This is a genomic window from Flavicella sediminum, assembly GCF_006381105.1.
GTDB lineage: Bacteria > Bacteroidota > Bacteroidia > Flavobacteriales > Flavobacteriaceae > Flavicella > Flavicella sediminum.
Map to the genome: position 1 here is coordinate 1,437,152 of NZ_VDET01000002.1, position 18,168 is coordinate 1,455,319.

Below are 18,168 nucleotides of genomic sequence, written 5' to 3' on the forward strand. Positions count from 1 at the left end.
TGAAATTTACAAGAAAATAGAACAGATGAGAAATATACAAAACAAGTTTTTAGCCTTTACTGCAGCGGTATTGCTGTTTGTTTCTTTTGGAGTTAATGCCAAAGAAATAATTACGATAAAGCATGTAAAAGGGGATATGACTTTACAGGTGAGAACGGCGATAGAAAATGCAAAAGACAAAGACATCAAGTTGGTTTTTGAAAAAGGAAACTACCTATTTCATACCGACTATGCCATTGGAAAATATTTATACGTAACCAATCATGGCAACGGATTTAAAAAGATAATTTTCTCTTTTGAAGGTTTTAATTCTGTTGAAATTGAAGGAAATGGTTCTGAATTTATTTTTCGTGGACAAGCAGCTCCTTTTGTTTTTGAAGGCTGTCAAAAAATTGATGTAAAAAACCTAACGATCGATTGGGACATACCTTTTAGTTTTCAAGGCGATGTAGTTGCGGTAAATAAAGAAATTGGGTACTACGATTTAAAACCGTATACCAAAGGTTTTTCTTGGAAATTGTCGAAAGGAAGAATTCTATTTCCTGGAATAAATCATTTTAATTTTGCAGCCCTAGGAAGTTCTTTATCGCATAATAAAGAAACCAAAGCGGTAGATTATGGAGCTTGGGACATGTCGTTGCGTCCAATGCACGTAGATAAATTACAAAACGGAAATCTTCGTTTTTTCGATAAAACTATAAAACGTTGGCCACGTGTAGGTTCTGTATTGCAGTCAAAAGGAGACAAGGCACACAACCGTTACGCACCCGCTTTTTTGGTTCGTAATTCAAAAAATATTCGTTTTGACGGGGTGGTTATTCACCATGCCTTAGGAATGGGATTCTTGTGTGAACGTTCTGAAAATATTACCATTATAAACAGTGGAATTTATATCAGAGAAGGTTCAGATAGAGTTATTTCTATCATTGCCGATGCGACGCATTTTGCCAATTGTAAAGGTGATATTTTAATTGAAAATTGCCGATTGGAAGGGATGTATGATGATGGAACCAATGTACATGGGACCTATGTGGCAGTTGATAAAATTTTGAATAAGAAAACGGTTCGTGTGGCGTTAAAACACGATCAGCAAATGGGATTTGAATTTGCAGGCGTAGGAGATGAAATTTGGTTTATTAAAAGTCCAAACCCAAGTAGAGCAGAAGTAAATACAGTAACTTCAGTAAAAGTTATCAATGATTATTTTACGGATTTAACTTTTGAAAATGAGTTGCCAAGTGATTTAAAAATAGAAGATATTTTAGAAAATAAAACATGGAATCCTGTGTTTACCATGAGAGGAAATACCATTCGAGATCACAGAGCAAGAAATATTATTATCAAAACTCCTAAGAAAATTATTATTGAGGACAATGATTTGTCGTCTATGATGTCATCTATAATGTTGCGTGGTGAAACCTATTATTGGTTTGAATCTGGAAATGTAGAAGAGGTGATTATTCGTAACAATCGTTTTGTACATTGTGCTTATGGTGGTGCGGAACATGCCATTTTAAAAGTCTCTCCTAGATTAGGAAAATCTTTTGATCAAACAGCTATTTATGATCGTAATATTTTATTTGAAAACAATACGATTGAAACTTTTGACAATAGAATTATTTGGGCAGATAGATTGGATGGTTTGATTGTTAGAGGAAATACAATTAAAGAAACAACTACCGAAAAGAAACAATATCCAAATGCATTTATGTTCGATTTAATCAATTGTAAGAATGTAGAAATTTCTAAAAATAAATATATAGGAACGGCTAAGAATACAATTAAAGCAGATGAAGTCTCTAAAAAGACCTTAAAAGTAAAAAGAAATAAAGGTTTTTAATGGGGTGTAAGCCAGCTGCGTTAGGTTGAATTAAAAAGCCCAAAATCTTACTATTAATAAGGTTTTGGGCTTTTTTGGCTTGTATTACAGTGGGTTATTACCCATAGGAACAAATAATAAACCGCCAAGAACATACTTTTTTATTTTAGAATGCATATTTGTTGAGAAGTTAAATCAGTAGAGTTGCTTTTTAAGCTTGTAATAGATTCAAAAAATAAGACAGATAAAAATATACACGGAAATGAAAAGAAGAAATTTTTTAAGAAATGTAGCTGGTGCAGCTGTAGCAACAAGTTTATTGCCTATAGCTTGCAAATCTATCGATGGAACAACAAAAGGAGTTGCTGTAGGATCTGTTGGTGAAGGACATGGTGGAGACGAACAATGGCATCAGTTGGGAACCGGTAAAAAAGTAGCACATCCATCTCGTAAAAAAACAGTGGAATATGATGTAGTAGTAATAGGTGCGGGTATGGCAGGTATTCCGGCAGCGGTTGCGGCAGCCAGAAATGGAGCCAAAACAGTCTTGGTAAATGACCGTCCTGTTTTAGGTGGAAATGCTTCTAGTGAAATACGTGTAACCGTAAACGGTGTCAATCGTTTGGCAACAGGTTTGGCTGAACGTGAAACCGGAATTGTTGAAGAAATTTTAATTGAAAATAGAGCTTACAATCCACAAGAATCTTATCCTGTTTGGGATCATATAGTTTATGATTATGTAACCAGAGAACCGAATTTAACGGTGATGGTAAATACACAAGCAATTGATGCGGAAATGAAAGGAAATAAAATTGTTTCTGCACGTTGTTGGCAATTGACTACGGAAACGGAATTTACTTTTAAAGCACCCGTTTTTATTGATTGTTCTGGAGATGGATTGATGGCCGCCAAAGCCGGAGCATTGTACAGAACTGGAAGAGAAGGAAAAGCAGAGTTTAATGAAAAGTATGCACCAGATGTTGCTGATGGTTGGCAGATGGGAGCTTCTATTTTATTACAAGGTAGAAATTACGGAAGACCAATGCCTTATTATCCGCCGGCTTTTACAAAAAAATACGATGGAGATAATGCACACCATGAAAGAAAAATCGCAAATTTTGTGGATGGTTACTGGTGGGTAGAACTAGGTAGTGATCATGATATTGTTGAAGTACAAGATAGTAACAGACACGATTTAATGGGATATCTACATGGTGTTTGGGATTATATTAAAAATTCAGGAAAATTTCCAGAATCAGCGAATTATGCATTGGATTGGGTAGGGTCTTTCCCCGGAAGAAGAGAATCGAGACGTTTTATTGGTGATCATGTATTGTCGGAAACAGATTTGACAGGACATAGACATTACGATGATGCCATTGGTTATGGAGGTTGGTCGTTAGATGAGCACAATCCAGGAGGAATTTTGGATATCAAAGAACGCCCAAGTTTTTTCCATGAAAAATTTAAAACAGTGTACGAAGTGCCTTTTAGCTCTTTGTATTCAAAAAATATTGACAATTTAATGTTTGCAGGTCGTAATGCTAGTTTGACGCATATTGCTTTGTCATCTACCAGAATTCAAGGAACTTGTGCTTTAATGGGGCAGGCAGTTGGAACAGCAGCAACTATTTGTGTGCGTGAAGGAATTACACCTCGTGAGGTTCGTCATAAATACATGAAAGAATTGCAAGAACAATTAATGCGTGATGATGTATACATTCCTAACGTTGTTGCCAATGATCCAAAAGATTTAGCGAAAAAAGCGAGTCTAATTTTTGGTTCCTCTACAAAATCAGGTTCCGCTAAAAATGTGATCAATGGTATTTCTAGAGATATTGATGGGAAAATAAACCACTGGATGTCTGATGGCTTAAATGCGAAGTTTCAAATGGAATGGAACGAACCAATAAAACTGTCAAAAGTAGAAATTAAGTGTGATACCAATTTACACAAGAATATTACGATGAGAAAGCAGCCTCTTTCTGATCATCTAAAAAAAACATTTATAGATACAGTACCTCCAGAATTGTTAAAAGTGTTAGATTTGGAAGTAAGAGTAAATGGTTCTTGGAAAAAAGTTGGTGAAAAGGAAAGAAATGTGGCTCGTTTGATAAAATTTGATTTCGATCAGGTAAAAACTACGGCTATTCGTATCAATTTAAAAGAAACCTTTGGGCATCCAGATGTAAAACTATTTGAAGTACGTTGTTACGAATCTTAATGAATACTTTAAAAAACATAAAACCTAGTATTTTCCTACTTTGTATACTCTTTGGGTTATACGGAGTAGGAAAATCTCAGTCTACCGGTAGCTTAATCAAACACGCTATTTCAGTTATTCATCCGGGGGTGAGTGCTGAAAAACCTTTGGAATGTACTTTAGTGGAAGCAACCAGTAGGTTTGAACCGCAGAGTACCTATTATATGGATGTTGAGTCTGTGTTGTGTGGTTCTAAAGAATGCAAAGTAGTAACGGTCAGAATTCACTGGGATGAATTAGGACGCTACAAAAAATTTGAAATGCGAAATGGTGCCGAGTTAGAAAAAAACGAAGGGAAACCATTTACCAAAGAAGATTATCTGAAAATGGATCAAATATTAAAGGATCTAAATTCACCATTGCAGGAATTTTATAAAGATGAATTGGTTGATAATTCGCATGCCAACGCTGCTGATGCTTTGTCTGGTGCCACTGTGGTTATTGACAAAAACGCTGTGGTAGAAGGTGCGGTATGGACTTGCTATACTTTGTGGTATTGGGCGAACGGAGGAGTGGTTTCGACTATTAGAAATATGACCGATACCAAGTTGAATTTAGCACAATTACACAGGTATTTAAAAGGAAGTAATAAAGCGTATAAAATATTTGCTTTAGAACAAATTACAGCTAGAAAAGCCAAAGATATAATTTCTCACGACTTGGTGGTAAGTCAAGCCCTTACTTCAAAAGAGTTCTTAAAACTCGGCATTAATTATTTCGAGAAAATCACACCAGAGAACTATTTTAGTTCCATGGAAAAATTGTTTTCTAAGGCAAATACATTGCAAAAAACGGTGCTTATGGATTCCTTTTTGTCAACAGATCTAGAGGCTTCTAAAGAATTTTACGATGCTTTTGGTGTTTATTTTTCACAATCGGAATCTTATCAAGTAATCAGTTTGTTGTTCGATTTGATGATTCGAAAAAATGAAAATTCAAGTGTACTTATAGAACAAACATTGCCATTACTTCAAAATGAAAATATCTTAATTTCAAGAAGAGCTTATTGGTTTTTAAAGAAGCGTAAATTGAACAAGGAACAAAATTTAGCAGTACAGCAATTTGCCAATAAACACAAAGGAATGCTTTAGGGCCTAGTTAAAATAACCCTTGCAGACTAATTATTGACGCTCAGGAACACATTTAGATGGCTTTTGGTCTTTTTTTGGACTATAAAAATATTTCACTAAAATTCTAACTGAATCATGATGCGTTATTTGTCCTATACCAAGAAAATTGTTTTTTTAGTTTGTTTCGTTTTTTCCTTAACAGGATTCGCACAATCTTTAGAAAAAGAGGCCAGTTCTAAAATTAAAAATTTAGAAAAATTAATAGAGAAAGCTGAGAAAAAAGGAATAGATGTCTTAAAAGAAAAGACCACCATTCGTACGGCTGAAATATTTTTAGAATTTGCCAATTGGGATGAGAAAAATGAGAAGATAAATACAGAGGCTTTTCAAAAAGTACAATCTTATAAAAAGGATGCTGTTAAAATGGCGAAAGATTTGCCAAGTTTTGAACGCAAAGATGTGATTTTGATGTTAGACGAAGCCACAGATTATTTGTCGCTTTTGTTAGAAAAAAAAGTCTTTAGAACTGAAAGTCCGAAAGTAGATTGGAAAAAAGCTTTTGTTAAGGAAGACCAAATAATATATAACAAAACACCTGTTTTTTTAGCCGATTATACTTGGAAGCCTAAGTCAAAAAACTTAACAGAATACCATGGTAACCAGGATGGTTTTTTCTTGACACCTTCTTATGTCATCAATGAAAAAGGAGATCTTCAATCTAGAAAAAAAGCTGAATTAGAAAGTAAAAATACAGGGTCTTTAGGTTTTGTTTTTTTCAATCATAAAGGAGTTCCTAAGTGGGCAGAAAAAAAATATGGACCTAATTTTAGAATGCGTGAAGATACCTATACCACTTATGATATAGACAATCCAGGAGCGCGAGAAATTCAGAAAAATTTAATAGCTGCTGTTGTTCCACATACTGCCGGTAAGAAATTTTCAGAGCTTGGTTATATGCTTTGTAATGAACCGCATTTTTATACACATACAGACGCAACAAAGTCAAAATTACCTTGGGCTTCAGGCGGTGTGTCTAATTTTACTATTGAAAAATTTAAAGTCTGGTTGTCTGAAAAACATCAGAATATTGCGGCTTTAAATAGTGCTTGGGGTACTAGTTTTAAGAAATTTGACGATGTGCAAATTGCCATTCCTATTGACATCAGTTTAAAAGGTTCTGCAAAATGGTACGATTGGGCTGTTTTTAATATGTACAGAGTTACAGAATGGTACCGATTTATGAAAACTGAGATTCAAAAGTATGATAAAGAAGGAAAGGTACACTTGAAAATTATGCCAAATTTATGGACGGATAATGCACGGGTACATGGAATTGATTTAGAAGCATTGACAAGTTTAAGCGGAATTATAGGAAATGATTCAGGAGCAGAACACAAAAGAATTTGGAGAAAAAATCCTTATGAATGGGAAGCGCACTATGCCTTTGATTGGAGAGAATTGTGTATGGGGTTTGATTTCATGAAATCTGTGAGCCCTAACAAAATTAATTTTAATTCCGAATTACACTATTTATCTACAGGTAGGTCTAGAGATTTATACCAAGACCCTAAATATGCAAGAGCTACGTTTTGGTTGGCACATACCTATGGTATGACGGCTAGTCAGATTTGGTTTTGGCCAAGAAAAGAAGATGGTTCAGTAAACTTTAAAAAAGAAATGAAAGGCTATCCAGGGTCTAACAACCAACAGCCTCGAATTACCAATGAAGTGGCAATGACTTTAATTGATTTGAATGCTTTTGGAGAGGATATTATGTCTTTGCAACGTGAAAGAAAACCTTTGCGAATTTTTTATTCTAAGACTTCGGCTATTAACAAAGCAAAACATATGGACGATATTTTTGAATTGTATGAAAGCCTGCATTTTGACGGTGTTCCTTTAGGTTTTGTAACGAAAGATATTTTAAATAATCAAAAGCCTAACAATTGGGATGTGGTTTTGGTTCATGATACCCAATTCGTAACAAAACAAGAATTAAAAGCATTGCAAGATTATTTAAACAAAGGGGGAATTGTTTTGTTAGACTCCAAAAGTTTGAAAAAGGATGAATATGGAAATTCTTTAGGGAAATTGAAAGCAGGTAAAGGGCAGCTTATACAAATAAATACTGTTGAAGAATTTAAAACAAAATCATTTGAAATTCTAGGTCAAAAAGGACACATATCTGATGTAACAATAACAGAGACAAATGCGGTAGGAACAAAAACCTGTGTTTGGAAAGTAACTCAAAATAAAGCAGGAAACAATGTGTTGTCTGTGGTAAATGTTGGAAAATCAGATGCAACGCTGAACATCCAATTGAAAGGAGCTTCAAAAATTATCTGTAAAGATTTAATCAAAGGAATTGCAACAAGTAGCAATCCAACATTAAAACCAAATGAAGCATATTTTGTAGAAATAACCAAAAAATAAATAGCCATGAAGTTTTCAAAAGTATGGGTTCTAGTAATTTTTTGTAGCATTGGTCTTATTGGTTTTTCGCAAAAAAAAATGAATCCTATTCAGGTCGTTTTATTGGCAGGGCAATCTAACATGGCCGGAGGTGGTAATTATGATGCACTAGATATTTCTCTTCAAAAAAGAATAGAAAAAATTGCGGGTCGAGTTTTGTTAAGTGAAAACGGAAATGCCGCAAAACCGTTGTCCTATAGAGATAGTAAACCTACAGAAAAGAGAAATTTCACCAAAAAATTTGGACCAGAACTATTGGTTGGGTTGACTTTGGCAGAGAAATATCCTAATCAAGAATTTTTGTTGATCAAACGGTCTCAAGGAGGAACTGCTTTGTATGGTGCTTGGAATCCGAAATGGGATGCTGAAAAAGCCAAGGCGATAGAAAAAGGTAGCTTCAAACAGAATTTAAAGCTACATGCCTTGCATTTACAAGATATAGAGGAGAACTTGAATGCTTTAAAAAAGCAAAATAGGGCCTTTGAAATTTTTGGAATGGTTTGGATGCAAGGAGAAAATGATGCTATTTTAGAAGTGGCCGCTAAGAACTATCGAAATAATTTAAGAAGTTTGGTAAGGTCGTACAGAACTACTTTAAAAAGTCCTGAAATGCCTTTTGTATTTGGGCAAATAAATTCAAGATACGGAGTGGAAGGCGGAGCTGCTTTGGTTCGATTAAACATGCAGAAATTTGCGAACGGTGATTATTATTCAAAGTTGGTAGAAACTTCTACAGACACCACTTGGACAGATTTTCCAAAACATTTGGATAATGTGCATTACAATGCAGAGGGTTTACGAAGATTAGGAATTGCTTTTGCAAACTCCTTTTTTGAAATTCAAGAAAAATTGGAGGCAGCTGCTTTTAAAAGCATAGATCAATTGTTGCCAGGAAAAACAGGTAAGTTTAAAGCAGAAGGAGAAACAAATATGATCTATCATGTGTATACGCCAACAAATTTTAATGCATCTAAAAAGTTGCCAATCATAGTTTCTTTTAGCCCCAATGGAAAGGGAGATGGAATGTTGGCTAAAATGAAATCGAGTGCTGAAAAAATGGGCTGGATTTTAGTGGGCTGTGATCAGTTGAGAAATGGAATGAAGGATTTGGAGCGAGAGAAAAAAATGGAAGATGAAGTCTTGGACGCCATTTTTAAAAATATTCCTCATGATAAAAATAAAATTTATTTAGCTGGTTTTTCAGGTGGTGCTATGAGAGCTTACAACCTAACAACAAGACGTAAAGACAAATTTGCAGGTATCATTGCATATGGAGGTTGGCTTGGAGGAAAAGAGTTTCAAGATTTGGATTATCAAGACAATTTGAAAGTGGCTATGGTCAATGGTTTAAATGACAAAGGAGCTAATAAATGGAATGAAATTGATGAAAAAACCTTGAAAAAGCACAATGCTATAGTAAAAATGTTTAGGCATAGTGGCGGTCATCAAGTAGCTCCTGCGGAAGTGACAGATGCAGTTTTAAATTGGTTAAATGAAAACTAGAATGAGATACTGTATTTTCTTACTAACGCTTGTTTTTAGCCTTTTTGCTTGTGCTCAAAAACAAGAAGCTGTTTTGCAGGTAGTCTTGTTAGCAGGGCAGTCGAATATGGTAGGGCATGGCGATTTTGATAAATTAGATCAGGAGCTTGTCAAAAGAATTGAAGCTGTTTCTGATCGGGTTTTTGTGAGTAGTTCTAACAATAGCAAACTTCCAGCAAAAGCATTGTCAGCATCTTTTTCTATCACAGAACCAAAAGGAAAATATCCTTTTCCAAAACATTTCGGACCTGAATTATTTATAGGTTTGACCTTAGCGGAAGCGCATCCAACTAAAAAATTCTTATTGATAAAAAAAGCAGTGGGAGGAACTTCATTATACGGAGCTTGGAATCCTAACTGGACGGCCGAAAAAGCAAATGAAGCTGAAAGAGGTGATGAACGGAAAAATATGCAATTGTTTAAAGAGCATGTAACAAATATCGAAAATCAATTGACAAAATTGAAAAAGGCTAAAAGAGCCTATCAAATTATCGGTTTGGCTTGGATGCAAGGAGAAGGAGATACAAATAAAAATAGTACCGCGCGTTCTTATAAAAGTAATTTAGAAAAGCTAATTGCCTCCTACCGAAAAGAATTGAATGCGCCAAATTTACCATTTGTAATTGGACAAATAAATGTGCTGCCAAGAAAATTTAAAGAGGGTCCTGGTTTGGTAAGAGCTGCTATGTTAGCTGTTGCAAAATCAGACAAAAAGGTGGCAATAATTGAAACTGTGGCAAAGGCTCCTTGGACAGATTTTCCAAAACATTCGGATAATTTACATTACAACTGTGAAGGACAAAAAAGATTAGGAATTGCTTTTGGACAAGAGTTCATGAAATTCAATATCGAAAAGTAATGCGTTAAATAGGTGAATTGTTGATTGAAAAAAAATAGGAAATACTAAAATATAATAAAATGAAGAAAAAATTAGGGAGTGTATTACTGTATGTCGTCGTTTTTTTGCTTGCTGTTTCTTGTAAAAAAGAAATAAAAAAGAACAGAAAACCCAATATTATTTTTGTCTTAGTAGATGATTTAGGTTATGCCGATGTGGGCTTTAATGGATCTTCCTTTTTTGAAACTCCAAATTTAGATGCTTTGTCTAAGGAAAGTTTGGTGTTGGATAATGCCTATATGTACCCAACTTGTTCGCCTTCTAGAACAGCCATATTTACCGGTAAACAATCTTTTAGAACAGGTGTGTATACGGTGCCTGTTTTGGAAAAGGGAACGGCAGAAGAAAATATTTTTTCGCGTTGGACAGTAGGAAAAGAACATCCTATTTATGCAGAGCCTTTGGCCGAGGCTGGTTACAAATCTATTCATTTAGGCAAGTGGCATATTGTAGGGCCCAATCCAACTGAAGAATTGAAAATGAGCTTTCCATTGAAACAAAAATTATCGCAACCCGATCCAGGAGATTATAGTTGGGCTGAAGAACACAAAAAGCCATTTACACAAAAGTTTTATCCAAAAGGAAGAGGGTTTCTGAAAAATGTTGGAGGTACGTATCGTGGAGATCCTGCTCTTGAAGTAGGAGGCTATAAAAGTGTCACAGGAGGTTATTGGGCACCCTTTAATAATCCGTTTATTTCTAAAAAACCAACAGATAATTGGTTAACAGATCGTTTGACAGATGATGCCATTGAGTTTATGGATGCGCATAAATCAGAACCTTTTTTAATCAACCTAAATTATTATGCTGTGCACGCTCCGGTTAGAGCAAGAAGTGAAAAATTATTACAAAAATATTTGACAAAACCAGCAGATACGCTTTTAGGTCAAGGAAATCATAAAAATGAAAAAAGAAGAATTCATCAAGCAGGTTATGCTACCATGGTAGAATCTGTAGATGATAATATAAAGAGAATTCTTGATTATTTAGATGCCAATGGCTTGAGAGAAAATACCATGATTGTTTTTACATCTGATAATGGTTACAATGGAGGACAGAGTAATAATAAATTATTAAGAGGTTCCAAAGGCTATATTTATGAAGGAGGTATTCGAGTGCCCATGATGGTCAATTGGCCAGGTAAAGTAGTTCCTAGAAGAAGTGCTGCCGCAGTCACTTGTTTGGATGTATTTCCTACACTAATGAAAGTTGCGGGTATTGATAATCATAAAGGAGTTTTGGATGGGAATTCGGTGACTTCAATCTTTAAAAAAGAGACAAAAGAATTCACCGATAGACCTTTGTTTTGGCATGTTGCCAGTCAGTGGAAACATGGGACTTGTTCCGTTATTAGAAAAAATAATTACAAACTGATTCAGTTTTTAGCCACAGGAAAATTGGAATTGTACAATTTGCTTGCTGATCCTTCAGAGTCGAAAAACTTGGCAGAGATAAACGTAAATATTACTGAAGAAATGTTGAAGGAATTGATTGCTTGGCGTAAAGAAAACAAAGTGCCGCTACCTCCAAATTCAGTTTTGGACTATTAATTTAAAATTCAAAATAATCATTTTTTTCAATTCTATGAGAAATAAAGGTCTACAGTATTTCAGTGTGTTATTCATCTGTTTTTTAAGCACAAATATTTTCAGTCAGCATACATTTTCAACCGCTGGTTTTTTTGAAGTCGAAAATAGTCCCCGTTCGGTTTTTAATTTCAATCCGGGTTGGCGATTTTTTAAAGGAGATGTACCCAAAGCTTTTGCGGTAGATTTTGATGATTCCGATTGGGAGGCAGCTAATTTACCACATGGATTAGAAATAGTAGGTGAAAATGCAAGTGGCGGAAGAAATTACCAAGGCAAAGCTTGGTATCGTAAAGAATTCAAGATAGACAAAAGCACTTCAGAAGGAAAAGTTTTTATGTATTTTGAAGCTGTAATGGGAATTGCTAAAGTTTGGGTCAATGGAAAACAAGTTGCAGAACATTTTGGAGGCTACCTTCCTTTTGCTATTGATGTTACTAAGCTTGTAAAGGATAATGAAAAAAATGTAGTGGCTGTTTTAGCGGATAACAGTGATAGTAAATTATACCCTCCAGGTAAACAACAATCTGGTTTAGACTTTAGTTATTTGGGAGGAATTTACCGTGATACCTATTTGATAACTACAAGTAAAATACACGTAACACTTTCTGAATTGAGTAAAACAGTAGCTGGTGGAGGTGTTTTTATAGGAACCTTGGATGTAAACGGTACAGATGCAAAATTGGAAATTCGGACTGAAATTTCTAATGAGTCAAATAAAGCCCAAAAGATTACAGTAAAATCTGTTTTAGAAAATGCAGCTAAAAAAGTAATTGCAACTGTACATCAAACAACGACTATCTCCGCAGGGAAAACCAAACAACTGTCTAAGAAATTTACGGCAAAAAACGTTCGCTTATGGCACCCTGAAGATCCTTATTTACATTTTGTAAGAACCGATATTATTGTAAATGGAAAAATTGTAGATCAATTTCGAACACGAATTGGAATTCGTTTGTTTGAAATGAAAGGGCCTGATGGATTGTTTGTGAATAAAAAATTTATAGGCAAAAAATTAGTAGGTGTTAATCGCCATCAAGATTATGCTTATGTGGGAAATGCCCTTCCTAATTCTAGCCATTATAGAGATGTTAAATTATTAAGAGAAGGAGGAAGCCATATTATTAGAGTAGGACATTATCCGCAAGATGATGCTTTTTATGATGCTTGTGATGAATTAGGTATGTTAACAACAACGGCAAATCCGGGTTGGCATTTTTTTAATTTTAAAGAAAAAATATTTGAAGATCGTTTGTACGAAGACACGCATAATTTAGTTCGTAAAGATAGAAATAGACCTTCTATATTATTATGGGAAACGGCACTAAATGAAACACCAACACAGCCGGGGCATGTCATGCATAATATGCACAAAGCTGCGCATTCAGAATATCCTTTTCCAGGAATGTTTACGGTTACCGATTACCACGAAGCTAAAAAAGGAGGATTGGATGTTTATTACCATGGAAATGATAAAAAGGTGAATTCTTTTAATAGAGAGTTTGGTGATGGAGGAGAGGTTGATGATTGGTATTCGCACAATTCTATTGTAAGAGTAAAAAGAGAATGGGGAGAAAAAGCCATGATTGATCAGTCTTTACGACAAGCGAAATACCTTTCTGAAAGATTTCAAACAGCTAAGGTTCGTATTGGAGGAGCCATGTGGGCCGCTATAGATCATCAAAGAGGCTACCATCCAGATCCTTTTTGGGGTGGACATTTAAATGTTTTGCGTTTACCTCGTTACACCTATTATTTGTATCAAAGTCAGAATAATGCCGATTATACATTAAATGGAGTTCATACAGGTCCTATGATTTATAATACGCATGAATTGACGCAATTGTCACCTGCAGATGTTTTAATTTATAGCAATTGCGATGAAATAAAACTGACTTGGATGGGTAAAGATTATGGAACCTTAAAGCCGAGTGCCGATAAAAAATATGCTGGATTACCACATCCACCATTTATTTTTAAGGATGTTTTCTTTCTAGATGAAATAAGACATAGAAAAGGCGATAAAAGTGGCGCTTCTAGATATATGATTGCAGAAGGTTTTATCAATGGAGAATTGGTTGTAAAGGATACAAAAGCCTATGCACAACGATCTGAAAAATTAAAATTAAGCATCGATAAAGTAGGATTAAATCTAATAGCCGATGGGTCAGATTTTATCCCTGTTAGAGCAACTATCGTCGACCGAAATGGGGCGAAAAAAGTTCTGGCCGAAGAGTATGTTTACTTTGAAGTGGAAGGGCCTGCAGAAATTATTGGTGGAACTCAAAATCAAGGGAACCCAGCAAAATCTTCTTTTGGAATTGCAACAGCTTTGATAAAAGCAACGACCAAACCAGGAAAAATTACAGTAAGAGCTTTTGTAAAAGGCTTAAAATCTGATGAAATTGTTTTTGAGTCAAAAGCAGCAGGAATGAAATTATTTTATGACAATGCGTATTTGATTCAGTCCAAAGTACCTCTAAAAGACAAGATTACCATTCAACAAATAAAAGAAGAAAAGTTGCCTAATAATATAAAAGAACTGCAAGAAGAGATAAAAATGTTGCGTTTACAAGTCGTGGGAAAAGATCAAGCATTAATGGAGTTAAGAAGCAATCCAAAAGGGAAATAAGTAAAAAGAAATGAGAACGAAGAAACTAATAGTAATGCTTGCAAAGTTGTTTTTTGTAGCTGCAATTTTTACAACAAATACACAGGCACAAAACCAACCCAATGTAATATATATCCTAGCAGATGATTTAGGTTATGGTGATTTGAGTTGTTATGGGCAAACAAAATTTAAAACGCCTAACATAGATAAGTTGGCAAAAAAAGGAATGAAATTTACAGATCACTATTCTGGAAATGCAGTTTGCAGTCCGTCTAGAGCCGTATTAATGACAGGACAAAATCCGGCACATGTTTTTATCACGGGAAACTCCAAAGCAGAGCCAGGAATGGATTTGGCCATGACAAATTTGCCTGAGATTTTTAAAAATGCAGGTTATAAAACAGGAGCCTATGGAAAATGGGGATTAGGAGATACGACGTCTAAAGACAATAGGAATCCGTTAAATCAAGGTTTTGATGAGTTTTATGGATGGAAAACACAAACAACAGCACATACCTATTTTCCTACAAAAATGGTTCATAATGGAAAAGAAGTAGCGATTAAAAAAGGAACTTATGTACATGATATTATTATGGATCATGCATTCGACTTTATCAAAGAAAATGCAAAAAATAAACAACCTTTCTTTTGTTATATTCCTACGGCTATTCCGCATGCAGCCATGCATGCTCCTAAAAAACTACATGATAAATGGAGAAAAAAACTGCCTCAGTTTGAAAATGTGATCGGTACATATTATGCAGATCCAGAGCCTACTCCTGATGTTATAAATCCTGTAGCAGCTTTTCCTGCAATGGTTCAGCATTTAGACAGTCAGGTAGGAGAAATTGTAAAAATTCTTAAAAAATATAAAATAGACAAAAACACATTGATCATTTTCACCAGCGATAATGGAGCGCATCATGAAGGTGGACATAATTCATTATTTTGGAATTCTAATGGGAATTTAAGAGGAGAAAAAAGAGATGTATATGAAGGAGGAATTAGAGCGCCAATGTTAGCCTATTGGCCCTCAAAAATAAAAGCCGGAAGCACAACAGCTTTGCCAAGTGCTTTTTGGGATGTAATGGCTACTGCTTCCGAATTAACAAAACAACCGTTGCCAGAACAATGTGATGGAGTTTCGTTTTTACCTACACTTTTAGGAAAAGTAGAAGAACAGAAAAATGCAGCCTACTTGTATTGGAAATATACCGATTGGAGAGCCACAAAAGAAGCGATTCGTATTGGCGATTTTAAAGGAGTTTTGATACATCACAATGCTGTTAAAAAAGCACCAGCAAAAGTAGCTCCTTTTGAATTGTATGACTTGTCTAAAGATCTTGGTGAAGAGAATAATATTGCTGTTAAGAACCCTAAGATGGTTTCAAAAATGTTAGGAATTATTACTGAATTAAATAATTAAGAATGAGTGTGAAAAGAATTTTAGAAAGTTTATTTTGTTTTTTAGTAGCGATAAACTTCTGTTTTGGTCAAGAAACAAAAGGATTAGTTGAAAAAACTAATATAGATGCCGATTGGTTGTATTTAGAAAAAGATACGAACATTCTTCCAAAAGAAAAGGACGCTGCCTATCAAAAAATCAATTTACCACATACATGGAACGCCCTTGATGTCTTGGTTCAAAAGGAATATAGAAAAGCGAGTTCTTGGTATAGAAAATATGTAAGTTTTACCAAAGAAGATTTGTTAAAAAGAAATTACATACGATTTGGCGCTGCCGGGCAAGAGGCGAGAGTGTATTTAAATGGAAAAGAAATAAAACATCATGTAGGTGGTTATAGTGCGTTTATATGTGAAATGACGGCTGATTTAAAGATCGGGCAGAATCAAATAGATGTTTGGGTAGATAATAAAAAAAACAAAGAGTTGGCACCGCTAAGCGCAGATTATAATTTTTATGGTGGATTGTATCGTGCTGTAGAATTGATTACTGCTCCTAAATTAAGTTTTGCTAAAAATCATGTTGCTAGCTCTGGGGTTCGTGTTTGGAGTGATGAGGTCGCTTCAAAAAAAGCAACTATTCATATTACAGCCTTGGTTGATAATGGTGGAGATACTTCATCTAAAACCAAAATTGTAGTAAAAGTAATGAGTCCTACAGGAAAAACGGTGGGTAAACATACGGAAAAGCTTAAAGTTGAAGCAGGAGATACGGTACCCGTAGAAATTGTACTACCAAAAATAACAAATCCGACTTTATGGAGTCCTGAACACCCCAATTTATACACCGTAGAATTGGAGTTGTATGAAAATAAAAAGCTGGTGGATAAATTGCTTATAAAACACGGGTTTAAGTGGTTTGAATTTACAGCCAATAATGGGTTTTTCTTAAACGGAAAGCCCTATACTTTAAAAGGAATTAATAGGCATCAAGATTATTTTAAAGAAGGAAATGCCGTTTCGTTGGATAGACATTTAACGGATATTAAATTGATCAAAGAATTAGGCGTTAATTGGTTGCGATTGGCACATTACCAGCAAGATGATTATGTTTTGGATTTATGTGATTCTTTAGGAATTTTGGTTTGGGAAGAAATACCCTATGTGAACAATTCTTATGATACGCCAAAATTTGAAGCAAATTTGAGATCTATGATGAAAGACTTGATCAATCAGCATTTTAATCATTCCTCTATTATTCTTTGGGGAATGGGAAATGAAGTTTGGATGGGAGATCGAGGAGATGGTAAAGCAAAAAATTATGACATGCTTTTTCGTTTGAATAATTTTATTCATGAACAGGATCCTGTTCGGAAAACAGTATTTGTAAACGGAGATAATAACCGACCAATAGAATTGAAAATAATAGACATTCCAGATGTTTTTGGCTATAATTTATATAGAGGTTGGTATGGACCTGATTACAATACGCTTACAGAACGATTGAATGAAATCCATGAAAAAGCACCTAAAAGACCTATCATTTTGTCGGAATTTGGTGCAGGATCGGATATTAGAATTCATTCGGAAAACCCTAAAAAACAAGATTTTAGTATAGAGTATCAAAACGATTATATATTTTCTCATTTAAAACAAGTGGAAAAATTAAAATGGTTAAGTGGTGTTAATTATTGGAGTTTTGCTGATTTTGGTGCAGCTCATAGAGGTGACTCTAAGCCTCACATAAACCAAAAGGGATTGGTCACTTTTGATCGTAAAAAGAAAGATGCTTTTTATCTGGTAAAATCTCTTTGGACAAAAGACCCAGTTCTATATATTGAATCTCCATTTTTAAAAGAGCGCTCTGGGAAATCGGAAAAAACCTATCGAATTTTTTCTAATATGGAAAAGGTAGAATTATTTCATAATGGAAAATCTTTAGGGAAGAAAAAAAGAGATTTTAATTGGAAGGTAAATTTAGTAGAAGGTAAAAATACGTTGTTGGCCAAAGGAATTTTGGGGGAAGTTAAAAAGGAACACGGATTTACCCTGCTTTATCAAAAAAACAGACCTGATTATAAAATATCAGCTTCGTTATCTATGCCAGGTTTTCCTATAGAAAACGGTATCGATAAAGACCCAAAATCGCGTTGGAGTGCTGCCAAGGAAAGCTCTGTAAAAATTGATTTAGATAAAATTTCTTTGGTGAATGGCTTGATTTTATTTCCTTATCAAACAGCAAAAATTAAAAGTTATGCTATTGAAATAAAAGGATCTATTGATGGTGTTAAATGGGAAAGTTTATGGCAAGGAGATACCAATAAAAGATCTATTAGAGAAACGATTCTATTTTCTAAACAAGCCGAAATTCGTTATGTGAAAATTGATGTTCATGGGAATAATATAGATAAAACAAGCAGTTTTTATGAAATAGAACCCATTATAAGTTTAGAAAAACAGGAGTTAAATTTATATGAGAAAATAGGTGCTGGAAAAGATTAAT

At 34.6% G+C, this 18,168-nt stretch carries 10 protein-coding genes; all 10 read left to right on the top strand.

Annotated elements, in window-relative coordinates:
* The first annotated feature begins 25 nt into the window (after positions 1-25).
* The 10 genes from FGM02_RS06110 to FGM02_RS06155 all read left to right on the top strand — a co-directional run bounded on the left by FGM02_RS06110 (position 26) and on the right by FGM02_RS06155 (position 18,167).
* On the top strand, positions 26-1,840 hold the full coding sequence (locus FGM02_RS06110) for an alpha-1,3-galactosidase-related protein (RefSeq protein WP_208021479.1): 1,815 nt from the start codon (positions 26-28) through the stop codon (positions 1,838-1,840).
* Between the two features lie 241 nt (positions 1,841-2,081).
* On the top strand, positions 2,082-4,043 hold the full coding sequence (locus FGM02_RS06115; RefSeq protein ID WP_139957422.1) for an FAD-dependent oxidoreductase: 1,962 nt from the start codon (positions 2,082-2,084) through the stop codon (positions 4,041-4,043).
* A complete protein-coding gene (locus FGM02_RS06120) occupies positions 4,043-5,173 on the top strand; it encodes a hypothetical protein (protein ID WP_139957423.1) in 1,131 nt (376 codons plus the stop codon). Before FGM02_RS06115 ends, FGM02_RS06120 begins: the two co-directional genes overlap by 1 nt.
* Before the next feature lie 114 nt (positions 5,174-5,287).
* Positions 5,288-7,585: a beta-galactosidase gene (locus tag FGM02_RS06125; protein ID WP_139957424.1), complete on the top strand. Its 2,298-nt coding sequence runs from the start codon at positions 5,288-5,290 to the stop codon at positions 7,583-7,585.
* Between the two features lie 78 nt (positions 7,586-7,663).
* Positions 7,664-9,127 (top strand): sialate O-acetylesterase, encoded by a 1,464-nt coding sequence (locus FGM02_RS06130; protein ID WP_166461138.1) that lies wholly within the window; start codon positions 7,664-7,666, stop codon positions 9,125-9,127.
* Positions 9,117-10,025: a sialate O-acetylesterase gene (locus FGM02_RS06135; protein ID WP_139957426.1), complete on the top strand. Its 909-nt coding sequence runs from the start codon at positions 9,117-9,119 to the stop codon at positions 10,023-10,025. The genes FGM02_RS06130 and FGM02_RS06135 overlap by 11 nt, the downstream gene beginning before the upstream one ends.
* A 59-nt stretch (positions 10,026-10,084) precedes the next feature.
* Entirely contained in the window at positions 10,085-11,614 is a 1,530-nt protein-coding gene (locus FGM02_RS06140) for a sulfatase (protein WP_139957427.1), read from the top strand.
* 34 nt (positions 11,615-11,648) lie between these two features.
* Complete coding sequence (locus FGM02_RS06145) at positions 11,649-14,282, top strand: glycoside hydrolase family 2 protein (RefSeq protein WP_139957428.1); 2,634 nt, start codon at positions 11,649-11,651, stop codon at positions 14,280-14,282.
* A gap of 10 nt (positions 14,283-14,292) precedes the next feature.
* Positions 14,293-15,687, top strand: a complete 1,395-nt coding sequence (locus FGM02_RS06150) for an arylsulfatase (protein ID WP_243739361.1) — start codon at positions 14,293-14,295, stop codon at positions 15,685-15,687.
* Positions 15,688-15,689: 2 nt separating this feature from the next.
* Positions 15,690-18,167 (top strand): glycoside hydrolase family 2 protein, encoded by a 2,478-nt coding sequence (locus FGM02_RS06155; protein ID WP_139957429.1) that lies wholly within the window; start codon positions 15,690-15,692, stop codon positions 18,165-18,167.
* The last annotated feature ends 1 nt before the right edge of the window (position 18,168 follow it).

Excerpts from the sequence above, each read along its gene's own strand:
- FGM02_RS06110 (WP_208021479.1), top strand. The coding sequence starts at position 26 with ATGAGAAATATACAAAACAAGTTTTTAGCCTTTACTGCAGCGGTATTG.
- FGM02_RS06115 (WP_139957422.1), top strand. The coding sequence starts at position 2,082 with ATGAAAAGAAGAAATTTTTTAAGAAATGTAGCTGGTGCAGCTGTAGCA.
- FGM02_RS06120 (WP_139957423.1), top strand. The coding sequence starts at position 4,043 with ATGAATACTTTAAAAAACATAAAACCTAGTATTTTCCTACTTTGTATA.
- FGM02_RS06125 (WP_139957424.1), top strand. The coding sequence starts at position 5,288 with ATGATGCGTTATTTGTCCTATACCAAGAAAATTGTTTTTTTAGTTTGT.
- FGM02_RS06130 (WP_166461138.1), top strand. The coding sequence starts at position 7,664 with ATGAATCCTATTCAGGTCGTTTTATTGGCAGGGCAATCTAACATGGCC.
- FGM02_RS06135 (WP_139957426.1), top strand. The coding sequence starts at position 9,117 with ATGAAAACTAGAATGAGATACTGTATTTTCTTACTAACGCTTGTTTTT.
- FGM02_RS06140 (WP_139957427.1), top strand. The coding sequence starts at position 10,085 with ATGAAGAAAAAATTAGGGAGTGTATTACTGTATGTCGTCGTTTTTTTG.
- FGM02_RS06145 (WP_139957428.1), top strand. The coding sequence starts at position 11,649 with ATGAGAAATAAAGGTCTACAGTATTTCAGTGTGTTATTCATCTGTTTT.
- FGM02_RS06150 (WP_243739361.1), top strand. The coding sequence starts at position 14,293 with ATGAGAACGAAGAAACTAATAGTAATGCTTGCAAAGTTGTTTTTTGTA.
- FGM02_RS06155 (WP_139957429.1), top strand. The coding sequence starts at position 15,690 with ATGAGTGTGAAAAGAATTTTAGAAAGTTTATTTTGTTTTTTAGTAGCG.